We start from the raw sequence: 15,710 nt of genomic DNA, 5'->3' as shown, positions 1-15,710 counted from the left end.
AACCATGAATTTAAACTTAAAATTAATTGCAATTATAATACAACACGCATACACACACAGATTTAGGTTAACAATGAATTTCAAAAAGATAGTTTTACAGGTAACAGCTCTTTTTGCTGCAGCGAGCGTACAGGCTCAAAACCCGATTATACAAACCATTTATACAGCCGATCCGGCGCCGATGGTATACAAAGATACCGTTTACCTGTACACCGGGCACGATGAAGATAAATCGACTGTGTTTGTGATGAAAAACTGGCACTGTTTCACATCTACCGATATGGTGAACTGGACAGACCGCGGGTCGCCCCTGTCGGTTAAAACCTTCATCTGGGCGAAGCAAGATGCCTGGGCTGGGCAATGCATTGCCAGGAATGGAAAGTTTTACTGGTATGTACCTATGACCCATGAAACGATGGGGATGTCAATCGGGGTGGCTGTTTCTGATAGTCCTACAGGTCCGTTTAAAGATGCGCTTGGCAAACCATTGATTCACAGCGGTTACGGAGATATCGACCCTACAGTATTTATTGATGGCGATGGCCAAGCATATCTCTACTGGGGGAACCCTTATCTTAAATACGTAAAGTTGAATCCGGATATGATTTCTTACGCTGGCGAGGTAGTTACGGTGCCGTTGAATAAAGAAGGTTTTAATGTACGATATAAGGATGTTGATAAAAGACCTTCAGCATACGAAGAAGCTCCGTGGTTTTACAAACATAAAAACCTGTATTATATGCATTATGCCGCAGGAGGTGTACCTGAACATTTGGCATATTCAACCAGTACAAGTCCTACCGGACCATGGGTTTACCGGGATACCACTATGCAGGTAATTGGCAAAGGAGGCGCCTTTACAAATCATCCAGGTGTGATCGATTATAAAGGCAAATCGTATTTGTTCTATCATAACGGTGCATTGCCAGGTGGTGGAGGTTTTACCCGTTCCGTTTGTGTGGATGAGTTTCAGTATAATAAAGATGGGAGCATTCCTCGGATAATTCCAACAGCCGAAGGTGTAAAACCTGTTGAACATTTAAATCCATTTATCCGGCAGGAAGCGGAAACTATAGCCTGGGAGCAGGGAATTGAAACCGAACACAGCAGCAATGCGGGAGTTTATGTAACCGAAATCAACAATGGCGATTTTATCAAAGTCCGAAGTGTTGATTTTAAGAACGGAGCAGGAATATTTCAGGCAAATGTTTCATCAGCATCTGGCGGTTTTATTGAAATACATATGGATAGCCTTGAAGGAGAACTATTGGGCTCCTGTGAGGTTAAAAACACAGGGGGCTTGCAAAGTTGGAACACCGTTTCAACCAAAGTAAAGAAGACAAAAGGTGTTCACGATATGTACTTTGTTTTTAAAGGCAGTCAAGGCGATCTGTTCAATTTTAACTGGTGGAGATTCGATAAATAAGATCTTCCTTAAAGGATAATTAATCAATTGAAATAAACCTTAACTAGTGCTGTGTTAATAGTAAAATGGCGGTTCTATTTTCCCGCTGATTTCGGTGATAATCGCTGAACACATAAATCAGCGTATTCCGCGTAATCAGCGGGAGTATAAAATGACAATTCATACTTAACACTAGTATTCGTTAGATAAAATAAAAACATGTTTAGAAAAAAAGTATTGTTAAGTACAGCTGTTGTTGTGGCTTTTCTGGGAGGTATAGAATTCGCAGAGGCTCAGACGAATGCTGGTAAACCGAAAGTAGTTAATGGAAGTTTGGCAGAAAAATTCGCAAATGTATCGCCGAAACTTAGCTCCAATAATGCCAATCCTTTATTAGATTTTATGTTTACGGCCGATCCAACAGCCGTAGAATACAATGGAAGAATTTATGTGTATGGCACAAATGATCATCAACAGTATGAGCATGTAGGAAAAGATGGGAAAAATTCATACGAACATATACGGACACTGGTTATGATGTCTTCCGATGATATGGTTAACTGGACCTATCACGGCCTCATCAATACCGCCGGGCTGGCACCATGGAGCCAGAATTCCTGGGCGCCTTCCATTACATCCAGAAAGGAAGCAGATGGTAAAACGCATTTCTACCTGTATTACTCCAATAGCGGTATTGGTACAGCCATGCTTACCTCTACCTCTCCGGTTGGCCCATGGAAAGACCCATTGGGAAAGAATATAATCGACCGTTCTGTTCCCGGTGTCGATGTAGATGCCCCATTCGATCCCGGAGTTGTGATTGACGACCAGGGCACAGGCTGGCTTACTTTTGGAGGCGGATCGCCTAAAACGAAATATATGCCGGATAATGCCAGAATCGTAAAATTGGGAAAAGATATGACCAGTTTGGCCAGCGATGTTGCTAAGATACCCGCTCCTTATTTTTTTGAGGCCAGCGACCTTAACTTTATCAACGGAACCTGGGTTTATACCTATAATACAAATTGGGAAGAACGCACTGAATGGCCTTATAGCAATATCGATAAACCAACCAAATGCAATATGTCTTATATGACCAGCAAAACCCCCTTAATTCCGGACAGTTGGAAGTATCGCGATAATTATTTTAAGAATACCGGCGAGGTTAATGTTGGCCCCTGGACAAACAATCACAGTCACTTGTTCAAGTTTAAAGGGAAGTATTATCTTGCTTACCATGCCATGTATTTACAGGATTATTTTGGCACCAAGGGTGGTTTTCGTAATGTGGGTATTGAACCAATACAGGTGGATGAAAAGAATGTGAGTTTTCAAATGGGCAAAGCAACTTTTAAAGGCACCGCACAACTTAATCCATTAAATCCATTCGTTCTTCAGCAGGCAGAAACCACAGCAGGCACTTCAGGGCAAGTCCAGTTCGAAGCTTTTGGTAATCCGGGCAATATGGTTGCCAAAGGAAAAGCAGATCAACAATGTATCATGGTTCGGGGAGCCGATTTCAGCAAACAGGTCCCTGCCAAATTTGAAGCCAGAGTAAAAGGAAAAGGCAGAATTGATGTTTATGTAAATAATCTTAAGGGTAGTCCTCTTGTTTCCCTTACGTGTGATGAAAAGGAATGGACCACGCGCTCGAAGAAAATAGACCTGAAAATAGATAAAGGGGTAGAGAATGTCTATTTCGTGTTTAATGGGGAGGATTTTTTGTTTGATGAATGGAAATTCATTCGTTAATTCCGGTTGCAGGTTTATTTAAGGCAGAAAGCAATTTTACGAACAGAAAAGACAAGGCAGATATTTTTTATAACACTAGCTGCTTAATGCATAAATTGTATATAGAATACGAATAATTTTATGAACCAAATATTAGGGAAAACGATAGCTGGCAGAACCTTAGGTTATCTGTTTAAGAATAGTTTGCGTAGGAATAATCCCCATGGCTACAGCTATTTAAGTGGTAAAAGTTTAACCATCCTGATTTTGCTTTTGGTAAACTGCACGCTGGGAAATGCTCAAAGCAGGGTTAAACTCATCGCTTTCCAGGCAAAGGATGTGAAATTAAATGCGTCCTGGATCCTTGAAAGGGAGGCTTTAAATACCACTTTTATCGGTTCTTTGGATGCCGATCGATTGCTTCATAATTTTAGGGTAAATGCCGGACTTCCATCTACGGCAAAGGCATTGGAGGGTTGGGAAAGTCCTAACATCGGCTTATTAACAAATCTATCCATAATTGATTCTGCATCTTTCCAATTGAAGGATGGTAAGCATGTTTATACACTACGTCCTTTTTATGGCATAAACAATATACCCTATGGTGTTTACGCATCGATCAGGGAATATTGACCATTTAATTGTTAGTGATTTAGGCACCTTTATGCATGCTGCTTACTTACAATTTTCGTGTTTACTAAAAAATATCAAAATATAAGCGTAGCTTGGTTATGTCAATATTAAACAGCCGTTTTATAACCAGATTTTATTTCAAATTAATTATTTGAAGGTGATAATGCTTCTGTATTGAGTAGAATATATGTTTCGGATTTTAATTTTAATAAGCACATTCCTACTGTGTAATTCTCTCTTTGCTCAAGAAGGTTTATACCAATTTTCTCACCTGGATATTGCTAACGGTTTATCGGATAATCAGGTAAAAGCCATATACAAAGATCATAAAGGATTTATGTGGTTTGGAACCCAGGCCGGCCTCAACCGCTATGATGGGCATGAATTTAAGGTATTTAAACATAATATAAAGGATAGTACCAGTATTCCCGATGATTATGTGCTCAAAATATTTGAAGGGCCGGAGAAACAGTTATGGATTAAATCTGGCAGTGGTTTCAGTATTTATAATCCTTTGACGGAGAAATTCGAGCCATTTCAGGATAAGCACCTTAAAAAATATAAAATTCCGGGCGGATACCTTAAAGATATACAAACCAATAATAAGGGAAAGTACTATTTCCAACTTGAAAATAAAGGCATTTTTTGTTATGATGCGAAAAGTAATGTAACCACCAGGTATATTCATAAAAATGGAATAGCAAATTCCTTGTACGCTAACGAAATAAGCTATTTTTTGGATGACCAAAAAGGTAATTTGTGGGTTATTTATACCAATGGTGTTCTTGATAAGTTCAACCTGAAAGAACAGCGGGTAACAAATAGATATTTTGCAATAAACAAACGTTTTGGAGATCAGCTAAGCGATTTCCACCTCAGCCACGATTCTGGAGGCAATATTTTTATTTATAATGTAAATAATCCTTTCGGATTATATTATCTTAATGAAAAAAGTAACACCTTCCGTTATTTTGGAAAGAAGCCGGATCATTCAGGCCTCAGTTCGAATAATGTTACTTCCATTATAGAGGGCGATGATGGAAATATCTGGATCGGAACCGATCATGGTGGAATTAATATCTTAAATAAGCTAACCAACAAAATAAGTTATATTCTAAGTAAAGAAGATGACCCCAGGGGATTAACGCAGAACAGCATTGTTGACTTATACAAAGACAATAACGGAATAATCTGGATTGGTACCTTTAAAAAAGGGATCTGTTACTATCATAAAAGCATCTTTAAGTTTCCGCGAAATCAGTATTTAACAGGGAAAAACGCGATATATAAAGACGTTAATTCATTTGCGGAAGACAGTAAGGGAAATTTGTGGATTGGAACAAACGGCACTGGTTTGCTGTATTTAAACAGAAGCACAGGTGAAATTATAACCTATCGTAATAATCCTGCCAACAGCAATTCTTTAAGTAGCGATATTGTTGTGAGCCTTTACATCGATCATTCGGGCCTTTTGTGGATTGGAACCTATTTAGGCGGACTTAATTCTTTTGATGGGACAAAATTTACCCATTATAAGCATACTACAGATCCTTCCAGCCTTTCAGATAATCGGATTTATGCCCTGTTAGAAGATTCATCCAACAGGCTTTGGGTTGGTACCTTAAGTAATGGATTGGACCTGTTTGACCGGAATGCCAAAACCTTCAGGCACTTTAATTCGACAGTTAAGAACACATTAAATTCTAATATCATTAATTGTTTATATGAAGATAAACTTAAAAGGATCTGGATCGGTACTACCCTTGGAGTTAGTATACTGGATACTAAAACCTTTAAATTTACCCATTTAATTAATAACAGTAAGGATCCGAACAGCCTGGTATCTGGTAATGTACATTCCATTATCGAAGATGGCAGAGGATGGATGTGGATAGGTACCCGCGAGGGTATAAGTATATATAATCCTGTAACAAAAACCTTTAATAACTTAAGCGAGGAAGTCGGGCTGCCCGAAAGTGCTGTTTTGGATTTGCTTGAAGATGAAAATCATCATATTTGGTATAGTTCGCAAAAAGGCCTTTACAAGATTTCCGTAATTGCTAAAGGGGGAAATTATAGATTTATATACAGCAAATACAATGAGGCCGACGGATTGCAAGGCCCCACATTTAATATGAATGCTGCATACAAAACAAAAGCCGGTGAACTGATTTTTGGAGGGGCAAATGGTTTCAATATTTTTAAAGCGGGACAGATAACTAAGGAGCAGTATCCTTCAATGCTGGTAATAACGGGCTTAGAAATGTTTAACCATAACATACAGGTTGGAGAAAGCATTAACGGCCACGTTATTTTGCCAAGAACAATAACAGCGCTTGAAAATTTAACCTTTACCTATAAAGAAAACATCTTTTCACTCGAATTTGCATTGCTCAATTATATTAATCACAGCAAAATAACTTACAAATATAATTTAGAAGGATTCGATAAACATTGGCTTACAGTTACTGCAGAAATGCGTAAGGCCACTTTTACAAATCTTGATCCCGGAAATTACACCTTTCATGTGAAAGCATTTAATGGAAACGATCCTATACCCCTGGCAGAGTCGCACTTGAAAATTACCATTTTGCCTCCTTTCTGGCGCACCACATGGGCATATATATTTTATGTTTTAGTAATTGGTTTTTCATTGCTATTTATTCGGAACAGAGGGATCAAAAAGTTAAGACAGGAATTTGCCTTAGAACAGGAAAGGATTCAGGCCAGGCAGTTACAGGAGCAGGAAAGAATTCAAGCGCTGCAGTTAAGGCAGCAGGATCGTAAAGAAGCGGAAAGATTGCGTGAGTTGGATTTATTGAAAATTAAATTTTTAACGAATCTGAGCCATGAATTCAGAACACCCATTTCATTGATTCTCGCTCCTGTAGATAAACTTTTAACGGAGACCAAAGAGACTGGACGTTACGGTCAGCTGGCTATGATTAAAAGGAATGGAAAGCGCTTATTAAACCTGGTAAACCAGTTGCTCGATTTCCGTAAAATGGAGGAGCAGGAATTGCAATTACATAAGAGCGATGGTGAAATTGTATCCTTCATTAAAGATGCAACAGACTCATTTTATGATCTGGCAGAACGCAAGCAGATCAAGTTTGCTTTTAAAAGTGCTGTCGAAAATCTATATGTATCGTTTGATCACGATAAGATTGAGCGGATATTGTTCAATTTACTTTCAAACGCATTTAAATTTACACCATCGACAGGAACCATTGGTGTTGAATTACAAAAGCTGCCGCATCAGGGAGAAGATGGCTGGGTTTCATTGGAGATAAAAGTGCTAGATTCAGGAATCGGGATCCCAAAAGATAGGCAGGAAATCGTCTTTGAACGCTTTTTTCAAAATGAAACATCCTCATCCATCCTCAACCAGGGATCAGGAATTGGCTTGTCTATTACCAAAGAGTTTGTTAAAATGCACGGAGGTGAAATATTGGTGGAAAGTGAATCAGGTTTAGGAACTTGTTTTACCGTACGCTTAAAACTCGCTTCAAGTTCAATTTCAGTGCAGGAGCAAAAGGATCTTGAAAATGCTGAATTGCCTTATGCAGAATCAAATGAAGCCATTGAAAACGTACCGATTACAAAAAGTAATGAACATGTTTATGATCGCTTCATAACTACTGGAGAACAATTATGTTCCAATGAAAAAGAGGATGAAAATGAGTCTTTTGAGGTCGGTATTCCCGTAACAAATGTGCCCCTTGTTTTGTTAATTGAAGATAATGAGGATTTTAGGTTTTATCTTAAAGATAACTTAAAATCTTTTTATAAGATAGTGGAGGCCTCGAATGGTAAGGAAGGCTGGCAAAAAGCCCTTGCATTGCATCCTCATCTTATTGTTTCAGATATAAATATGCCTGAAATGAATGGCACTGAATTATGTAAAAAACTGAAGGGGGATGACAGGACCAAACATATCCCAATTATCTTATTAACAGCTTTAACTGCTGAAGAAGAGCAGCTTAAAGGCTTAGAGACAGGAGCGAATGATTATATGACCAAGCCCTTTAATTTTGAAATTTTACATTCAAAAATAAAGAATCTGCTCACGCTTCATCAAACATTTAAGAAAACTTATTCCAGGCAGATCAGTATTCAGGCACCTGAAATAGACATCGAATCCACCGATGTTAAATTCCTTAATGAAGTATTGCCTTATATTGATGCAAATCTTGATAAGCCTGAGTTGTCTGTTGAGGACTTAAGTAAACATATGAGGATGAGCAGGGTATCTTTGTATAGAAAGTGTTTGCAGGTAATGGGCAAAACCCCTGTTGATTTTATCCGGTCTGTTAAGCTGGAGAGAGCAGCGGTATTATTAGAAAAAAGCGATAAAACAGTTTCAGAGATATGTTACATGGTGGGTTTTAGTGCCCCTAATTATTTTGCTAAGTCGTTTAAAGCAAAATATAATGTAGCACCCTCCGAATATATGGCAGAAAAAAGGAAGGCCAATAAAGATAAAGACCTTTAAAAACTGAACAAATCTTTTTTATCATCAGAGTTGATGCGAACAAGTTATATTAACGAATCTAATATTTTTGTCACACTGAGGAGGTAATTTGTTTTATAAAATCAATATTAATGGCATAAGGGATTTTTATCCTATTGTAAGCTGCGAGGAATCGTCATTGCGAGAAGGCTTTTTCAGCCGACGAAGCAATCTTACAACGATCGCTATTAGCGTGCGCATTAAGATTGCTTCGTTCCTCGCAATGACGATCATTCCATGGATTCTGTCAATGGTAGCCTGTCGAAGGACCTGTAAATATTCTTTAAGGTGTTTCGACAGGCTCTCCGTAGGAGTCCTTTTAACAACATGACATCATCTAAGGTGAAATCGCCTTTATGATACACCCTCTTCCATTCAATAGAAGCTACAGCTGCTGCGCTACATCCCGTCTGATCGCATTGCAAAAACTAATTTTACGTGTCTAAAGGCATTTGTTTCACTCCATTCATTGTCGTAGTTTAAACCGTAAGGCCAAAAATGCCCGCCTCCGGTATGGATTACCCCACTAGTGCCATCAAAAATTTTGACAAGTGCAACTGTGTTTGTGCCCAGGAAATCGCCCGTACTGGTATTTGATGTCCATCCACTGCTTAGGCCTACGCCATAGGTGTGGGCAATTTCGTGCATTGCCGTACGCACATTCTGGTAGCTGGTATTTGCACCAAAACGTATGTTTCCGTTTGTACTGCCATCGGCTGTGGGCACACCTGTGTTATATTGTACGGTAAGTGTGCGGGCGGGCCAATTGGCGCCAGCGTTATATCTTGCACAGGCATCATTCATCGCGCTGGTAATGCGGGCGAGTACATCAGCCGGTACGCCCGTACTGTTAAGCACCCAATTCAGTTGACCGCCTGCATTGACCGTTAACAAAGACCACTGCTGGTTTTCTCCGCCATTGTAAGTCCATTGTGCAACATTGGCACCATCAACGATCGACTGGTTGGCAACTTCAAGGTCCTTACCACTGTTTCGGTTAATGATGCGATAATACCCGTTGCCCAAAGCGGTAAATTGCCATTGCTGGTTTGTAGCACCCGAATAAGTAGATATATTCACATTATCCCCATCAGCTGTTCCCGCCTGGTCTACCTGAAGTCCTTTGGCGCTATGCACACCAATAATCGAATAGTAATCACCAGGAAGTAGGGTTAGGGTCCATTTTTGATTTGTTCCGCCCGTACCGCCATATTGGGAAACATTCGAGCCGTCAGCAGTCTTAAAACCACCAACATCGAGTACTTTTCCACTTTTTCGGTTCACAATATAAAAGGTGCCATTGGTTAGAGACAGTGGGGTTTCATTTGGCGGTATTGCACTCAGTTTTGCCTTCACCGAAAGCTGATCCTTGCTATCCGGATCCGGAAGATCGTTTTTTCTGCAACTGCCAAAAAATAAAACAAATCCGAGCATTAAAATGCCGGCTGAGGGTAAAGTAAAAGATTTTGTTTTCATAAAATTAGGTAAGAATGAATGAACAGGCATATGAACATGTTCGTTTGGTTATTTTAAAGAGGACATATGCTACTCGTTTTAGGTGAGCCCCTCTTTTTATGATCAATAAAACTATTTAATCACCTTGTTTTAAAAAGGTTCATCCTTTTAAAACGATCTGCTTTGTAAGGCTTTTGGTTTATCCCCTAATCACGTGCCCATTCCTTACTGCTGCTGCCTAACAGCGGTAACGATTAAAATAATTGTAAAGATACTTCTGGTAGTTTGCCAGATTTTTTATACTTGGTTGAAACAAATTAACTATAAAAAATGGGCTTGTAGTGAGGGGTAATCTGATATAAATTAGGGGGTAAACTCCTCGTTTCCCTGCTTTATTACAAGATGTTAAGCTAAATAGGAAAAAGTAATCTTTTATAAGCGTCTTTTTTACGTTTATTTTGCTGGATTTTAGAGAAATCTGCCTGTTCGCGATCTCTTCAATTATGCGCTATAAATCCATAAAAACACATCATACAAAAGAATTGTATTAGAAGGAAAAAGCAGCGGAAAATTATGGCAATTTCGTGGCACGTTAGCCTATAAAACTACTTGGTGGCGATCGTTTTTGCGTGAAAGATTTACTGGCTGTCTACCCGGAGAGCCAGCAAAAGGGCCGTATTTAATTACCCCCGCATTACCTGTTCTGTACCCTTTGTTGCTACCAGGTTAACCCCAAGTTAACCCCAGGGTTACCCCGGCGTTACCTTTTTTCTACCTAAAAGGTAACGCCAGCGCCTGCTTTCGCAGAATGGCACCACCGCCTACGGTTATGCTGCCCTTAAGCAGGCCGCCACCCAATGTAATTAAGTAAGCGTTTTTAACCACAGATGCACAGATAAACACAGATTTTTGTATCTGTGTGCATCCTTTCTACCTGTGGTTAAATTATTTTTCGTGCCGAATGGTTTAACTTAATGATATCTGGCCGCCATAAGTGACCGGAACCCTTGCACATCCGCCCACAACTGTAACGGCCCATTTTAGCTCAATAATGGTCTTAATTAGCTCAATTTAGCTCATTTAAGCTCAAAATGAGGCGCCAATGCGGCTCAGCTGCTAGGTTTGGGCATAGCGTAAACAAAAAAACAAAATTATGGCAACGCATTCAAAAAATATAACTGTGTCAGTCAGGTTCCTTTAGCTACAGCTATATCATTAGCTGGTTATCGCAGCGGATATATCAGCCCTTATGGGTTTGGGAACATTATTTTTCTTATTTTAGATGGATCCGAATACTTAAAATTATTTTCCCTATGACTAAAAAGCTGTTATTTATTTTAGTGTTAAGTTTAGTGTTTGGTTTGAAATCTAAAGCACAGCACAAATCAATAAATCCATCTGATGTAATTCCGTTTCAGGTAACTGTCGAAAAATCTACTTATAAAGGTAAAAATGCCCTAGCCCTGCAAATAAAAGGTGAGGCCAACGGAGACAATACACTTGCAATTTTAAAGGATATTAAATTCCATAACGGGGTAATTGAAGCTACAATTTCTGGGCAACCACTTGCAAACGCTGGAGAAACAGCCCGTGGCTTTGTCGGTATTGCGTTCAGGGCGGCTTTAGACGCCTCAAAAATGGAGGTTTTTTATTTACGTCCTACCAATGGTCGGGCAAATGATCAATTGCGCAGAAATCACGCTAGCCAGTATATTTCTATTCCGGGATATCCCTGGGAAAAATTAAGAAAGGAAACACCAGGACAGTATGAAGCGTATGTAGATATATTGCCTGCAGAATGGATCAAAATAAAAATCGTGGTAAAGGATGAAACTGCCAGGTTGTATGTTAACGGTGCTGCTCAGCCTACTTTGATTGTAAATGACTTAAAGCAGGGTAAAGATATTCGGGGAAGTATTGGGTTATGGATAGGCCCCGGCACATTAGGCCACTTTACTGATGTTAAAGTAACTAAAGAAGATTGATAAATATGATATAAATGCCACCATGTGAAGAAGCTAGTGCAGTTTATTTTCTACTCCCCAGTAATCCCTGATGCCAATGTATCAAATACTTGAGAACTGTATTTTATATTCCAACGGGTTTTTGTTCATAATTTCCTTAAACTGCTTGTTAAAATTAGACAAGGTATTAAGTCCGCTTTCATAGGAGATTAAAGATACGGGCATATTGGTTTCTATCAGTAGTTTACAAGCGTATGTAATAGCGGGTGCCTTTCCCCGATGCAAGGCAATCGGCAAATATTACCTGTGTAGGTATTCTTGCCCACGAAAGTGCGATGGAAGGCGGTCAGAAAATAAAACGCCCAGACTTCACAATCGCTTAAGCAGATTTATTGTTGCCTTGTAGATGGAAATTAGGATTTTATCAATCGAAGTGAAGTTCAAGGTATTTATTAACAGCTATCCCCGAGGTAACGCGGGGATAGTTGTTGCAGTGATATTAATCCTGTTTAGCTTTCATTAATTTGATTACGCTTTAATATGCACAGGTATACCGCCAAGCCAGGTTTCCAGTACGGAGATGTTCCGCATTTTCATGTATTGCTCAGATGGGGTGGTTAATGATAGGGGATCCTGTTCAAGGATGACGAAATCGGCAAAGTAGCCCTCGTCCAATGATCCGGCCCACTGGTCGGCATAACATTGCCATGCGGCATCATAGGTGACTGCAACCAGGGCCTGTTCTGGTGTAATGCACTCACTAGGATTTAATACTTCACCGTTTGCCGTATTCTCTTCCATTATCCTGGTGATGGATTGTTCCATCATTCTCAATGGACCCAATGGGCTTACTTCGTTGTCGCTGTGTAGGGTGATCCTCATTCCGGCGGCAAGCGCGGAACCGCAAAGGTCGAGCATCTGGGCTTTTGCGCTGCCAAATATGACCTGGCTGAAAGCATAGCCCCAATAGCCAACGTGGCCAATAAGGAAACTTGGTGAAACGCCCATTTTGAACATTGTTGATATCTGGTCTGCTGTTAGAAGTGAGCAGTGTTCTATGCGGTTGCGCAGCTCGGTAACCTTGGGCTGGGTGAGGGCAGTTTGGTAGGCTTCTATTGCAAAGGTTACTGCCTGGTCGCCATTGGCATGAATCATCAGGGGCCAGCCTTTCGCTACTACACCACTGATCAGTGATTGATAGTTTTGCGGAATGGTACCTTTAGGGGTATTTGGTTGCAGGAAATTGAATATCCCTGTATTATGAGCTGGCTTGCAAAGATAAGGTGCACTCTGATAGCCGGTGAGGCCCTGGTTTGAACCGTCCGAAACAACTTTTACGTGGCCATTATACACAGGCGAGTAACTGGTTGTGTCTGGGTATGTGCCAAGGTTGTCTACATCTCCTGTGGTAGCGCACAGTAATGCCCCGCCGATCCGCACCCGTTCGTGATTACTGGCCAGGTATTGGAGCAAAATCTTTTCAAAATTTGTGTTCAGTCCTGCATCGTACATGAAGGTCGCTCCCCTTTGGTTTGCCAGTTTAAAGAGTTCGGTGAGGTAGCTATCGATGTTGTTGGCCATGGCAACAACCTGTTGTTTGATCACGGTGAGCGCCGGGGTCATCATCAAACTTTCCTGCAGCTGGCCTTTGGTTTCTGCGATGTAGATATCAACGTGTTTGTACTTGGCTTGCACTGCGGTACTGTTTTTATAGACTAGACGTAACGCGCTTGTGTTTAAATAGAGGGTGTGCATAGAGGCGCTAAGCAGCATCATCGGGATGTCTTCCCTGATACCGTCAAGTACTTTGTTGTTTATGGTGATGAGTTCCTCTTCACCTTTTTTGTTGAGTACAAATGGCATCAACGAGGGGTCCAGCCCCTTGCCAAGAATGACATATTCAAAATTGTCTGGGAGGTTATTGTTGATGATTGTTCCAACAGAGTCCAGATCGTATGTTGCGAGCAAATCCTGACCGTTGAAAGGGCTTACATCTGCCCATTCGGTCATCATCGCGGTTGGCACGATGTGTACGTGCGGCTCGATCAGTCCGGGAAGCAGGGTTTGTGTGCCGGTAAGTTCTTTGGTCTTGTAACCGGGATAGTTTTGCTCCATATATGCTGTTACAGCATCTTGAGTGCCGCTTACCACAACGTTTCCGTCGGCTATTCCGATGGCTTCAACGGTAGCCGTCGATCCGCCGGTCATCGGACGGATGGTGCCGCCGGTGATTAGTAGGGTTTGGGGCTGTTGTTTGGCTTTAGGTCCGGGGCCTGGTTTCATTTTTGCGAGGTTTTCCGGGCTGAAAAGCTCTTCTTTGAGAATTTCTAAAACAGGATTGTTACAGGCGCATTGTGTGCAGCCATGATGGTGTACGTGTTGGTTTTCCATTGGTTGATTAAGGGTGTTAATGATAAATTTTGTTGTATGTTCCAAAATACAGCATTTTATTTGTGTGTTGTCTTTGTTGGTTGGTGTAGTTCATGTTGGGGACTGATTGGTGAGCTGATGTGTATAAGGTTTGTTCGGGTATTGGAGCTTGAAATGAATGTTTTCGTAGCATTAAGGTGTTTTTTTTTGTATTCATAGGCGTTCACGTTTGTGGTGTTATTTATGATCTTTTCATTCATTTTCCGAAAGCATGTCAAAGAAAAAAATACAAAAACTACTTATAACATTCAGGTAAGTTTGTTGGCTTTAAAAATGCTGGTGAATACTAATTTATTTAGTGGGGATATTGATATTTGGTCTTTGAAATTTATAAACATCTCTTTATGATTGAGCATACATAAAAAAGGAGTGATTCTCCATACTGTATCGTACGGCAAAGCGCACCTTGTATACTAAGTTTTGGAATTGGTCGCTATAGTAACCCGAATTGGTTTATTATTCTATTTTAATTGGTCGCTATGTATAACGGTAGTGTACGTGTCTGATATTACTAAATCATTAAACTTTTGGTCTGCACTTTTAAATGTGATCTTACTTATTACTTTTGCAGCGGTCAGGAGAAAATGATCGCGGTAGAGGGCTTTCCGGTAGCACGTCGAAGGTTCGATCCCTTCCTCTACAACATTTAGCGGTAAATGATAAGCCGTCTATCCGCTTTTTAATTTGGACTAAACTTCATTCTTTGTTCATGTTTGGTTTCTATGTTTGTAACATTACATACTGTTAATATTATTTGGTTAGTAAATAAGCCATGGCGGATGTTGTGGCTTATTCTGTTTTATTCCCATCAGGTCCGTTAAACTGCAGTAATGTTCAATAACTTAATATTGCCTTAATATACAACGCCGGTATAGGTTTTATTTTTGCTGCACAGAGATTCCCTTTCCCAGGCATGTTCAACAAGATAAAAGATTTACCGGATGCAGTACTGTTAGAAAAGCATAAAAACGGAAGTCCTGCTGCCTTCGATTTTCTTTTTAAAAGGTATTATGCAGCACTTTACCGTTATGCCTTAAGAAACATTAAAGATACTTTTGTTGCAGAAGAACTGGTGATGGATGTGATGCTCGGCCTGTGGAAGAAACAGGGAGACATTTCAATAGAAACCGATCTGGGCCCATATCTTTACCGCTCGGTCAAAAATGCGCTGTACAATCATTACCGCAAAAAAATAATGGCCACTGTTGAGCTTGATGAACAGCTTGAGACCGAGGTTGTGAAATCACGGCCCGCTGATGATGCACTGGTATATGCACAGCTTGAAGAGATTTACCGCGAAAAACTTAGCCAGCTAAGCCCAGCCCGCAGAAAAGTATTCCAGATGAGCAGGGAGGAAAATAAAACCTATGCCGAAATTGCTAGTGATATGAACCTTTCTGTAAATACGGTCGAAAATTATATGGTTGCAGCGCTTAGCTTTTTCAGGCAGCACATAAAAGAACATGCAGATTTTACACTTTTTTTGCTTCTGGCGACGCATATTCTTTTGTTTTTGCCTGCCTAAATAAAAAATATATTTTTTTACATTTTGATAGGTGGTACCCTTTAAAACTTGTGT

Annotated in this window: 9 protein-coding genes; 6 read left to right on the top strand and 3 right to left on the bottom strand. The window is 40.2% G+C overall.

Features of this window, described 5'->3' with window-relative positions:
- Positions 1 to 73 precede the first annotated feature (73 nt).
- The 4 genes from ACTJKN_RS04155 to ACTJKN_RS04140 all read left to right on the top strand — a co-directional run bounded on the left by ACTJKN_RS04155 (position 74) and on the right by ACTJKN_RS04140 (position 8,264).
- Positions 74 to 1,426 (top strand): glycoside hydrolase family 43 protein, encoded by a 1,353-nt coding sequence (locus ACTJKN_RS04155; RefSeq protein ID WP_440822911.1) that lies wholly within the window; start codon positions 74 to 76, stop codon positions 1,424 to 1,426.
- A 198-nt stretch (positions 1,427 to 1,624) separates the two neighbouring features.
- Positions 1,625 to 3,157 (top strand): glycoside hydrolase family 43 protein, encoded by a 1,533-nt coding sequence (locus ACTJKN_RS04150; protein WP_440822909.1) that lies wholly within the window; start codon positions 1,625 to 1,627, stop codon positions 3,155 to 3,157.
- Between the two features lie 120 nt (positions 3,158 to 3,277).
- On the top strand, positions 3,278 to 3,769 hold the full coding sequence (locus ACTJKN_RS04145; RefSeq protein ID WP_440822907.1) for a beta-L-arabinofuranosidase domain-containing protein: 492 nt from the start codon (positions 3,278 to 3,280) through the stop codon (positions 3,767 to 3,769).
- Between the two features lie 187 nt (positions 3,770 to 3,956).
- Positions 3,957 to 8,264 (top strand): two-component regulator propeller domain-containing protein, encoded by a 4,308-nt coding sequence (locus ACTJKN_RS04140; protein ID WP_440822905.1) that lies wholly within the window; start codon positions 3,957 to 3,959, stop codon positions 8,262 to 8,264.
- Between the two features lie 417 nt (positions 8,265 to 8,681).
- On the opposite strand, the gene ACTJKN_RS04135 is transcribed toward ACTJKN_RS04140, so the two are convergent.
- Positions 8,682 to 9,758, bottom strand: a complete 1,077-nt coding sequence (locus ACTJKN_RS04135; protein WP_440822903.1) for an RICIN domain-containing protein — start codon at positions 9,756 to 9,758, stop codon at positions 8,682 to 8,684.
- 1,292 nt (positions 9,759 to 11,050) lie between these two features.
- Here ACTJKN_RS04135 and ACTJKN_RS04130 point away from each other — a divergent pair.
- On the top strand, positions 11,051 to 11,722 hold the full coding sequence (locus tag ACTJKN_RS04130; protein ID WP_440822902.1) for a hypothetical protein: 672 nt from the start codon (positions 11,051 to 11,053) through the stop codon (positions 11,720 to 11,722).
- 81 nt (positions 11,723 to 11,803) lie between these two features.
- Here ACTJKN_RS04130 and ACTJKN_RS04125 read toward each other — a convergent pair whose 3' ends face one another.
- Together ACTJKN_RS04125 and ACTJKN_RS04120 are read right to left on the bottom strand one after the other, a co-directional pair.
- The gene (locus ACTJKN_RS04125) at positions 11,804 to 11,986 is read right to left on the bottom strand and encodes a helix-turn-helix domain-containing protein (protein ID WP_440823000.1); all 183 of its coding nucleotides are present in this window, start codon (positions 11,984 to 11,986) and stop codon (positions 11,804 to 11,806) included.
- Between the two features lie 243 nt (positions 11,987 to 12,229).
- Positions 12,230 to 14,137 carry an amidohydrolase gene (locus ACTJKN_RS04120; protein ID WP_440822900.1) on the bottom strand — a complete coding sequence of 636 codons (1,908 nt, stop codon included), beginning with the start codon at positions 14,135 to 14,137 and terminating at the stop codon, positions 12,230 to 12,232.
- Between the two features lie 907 nt (positions 14,138 to 15,044).
- Here ACTJKN_RS04120 and ACTJKN_RS04115 point away from each other — a divergent pair.
- Complete coding sequence (locus tag ACTJKN_RS04115) at positions 15,045 to 15,656, top strand: RNA polymerase sigma-70 factor (RefSeq protein ID WP_440822899.1); 612 nt, start codon at positions 15,045 to 15,047, stop codon at positions 15,654 to 15,656.
- Positions 15,657 to 15,710: the final 54 nt, after the last annotated feature.

This window comes from Pedobacter sp. 22163 (assembly GCF_052045595.1).
In the GTDB taxonomy this organism is placed as follows: Bacteria; Bacteroidota; Bacteroidia; order Sphingobacteriales; family Sphingobacteriaceae; genus Pedobacter.
This window is presented reverse-complemented; position numbering and strand designations above follow the sequence as displayed.

What these genes read in the sequence shown, in the direction of transcription:
- ACTJKN_RS04155 (WP_440822911.1), top strand. Translation starts at nt 74, where the DNA reads ATGAATTTCAAAAAGATAGTTTTACAGGTAACAGCTCTTTTTGCTGCA.
- ACTJKN_RS04150 (WP_440822909.1), top strand. Translation starts at nt 1,625, where the DNA reads ATGTTTAGAAAAAAAGTATTGTTAAGTACAGCTGTTGTTGTGGCTTTT.
- ACTJKN_RS04145 (WP_440822907.1), top strand. Translation starts at nt 3,278, where the DNA reads ATGAACCAAATATTAGGGAAAACGATAGCTGGCAGAACCTTAGGTTAT.
- ACTJKN_RS04140 (WP_440822905.1), top strand. Translation starts at nt 3,957, where the DNA reads ATGTTTCGGATTTTAATTTTAATAAGCACATTCCTACTGTGTAATTCT.
- ACTJKN_RS04135 (WP_440822903.1), bottom strand. Translation starts at nt 9,758, where the DNA reads ATGAAAACAAAATCTTTTACTTTACCCTCAGCCGGCATTTTAATGCTC.
- ACTJKN_RS04130 (WP_440822902.1), top strand. Translation starts at nt 11,051, where the DNA reads ATGACTAAAAAGCTGTTATTTATTTTAGTGTTAAGTTTAGTGTTTGGT.
- ACTJKN_RS04115 (WP_440822899.1), top strand. Translation starts at nt 15,045, where the DNA reads ATGTTCAACAAGATAAAAGATTTACCGGATGCAGTACTGTTAGAAAAG.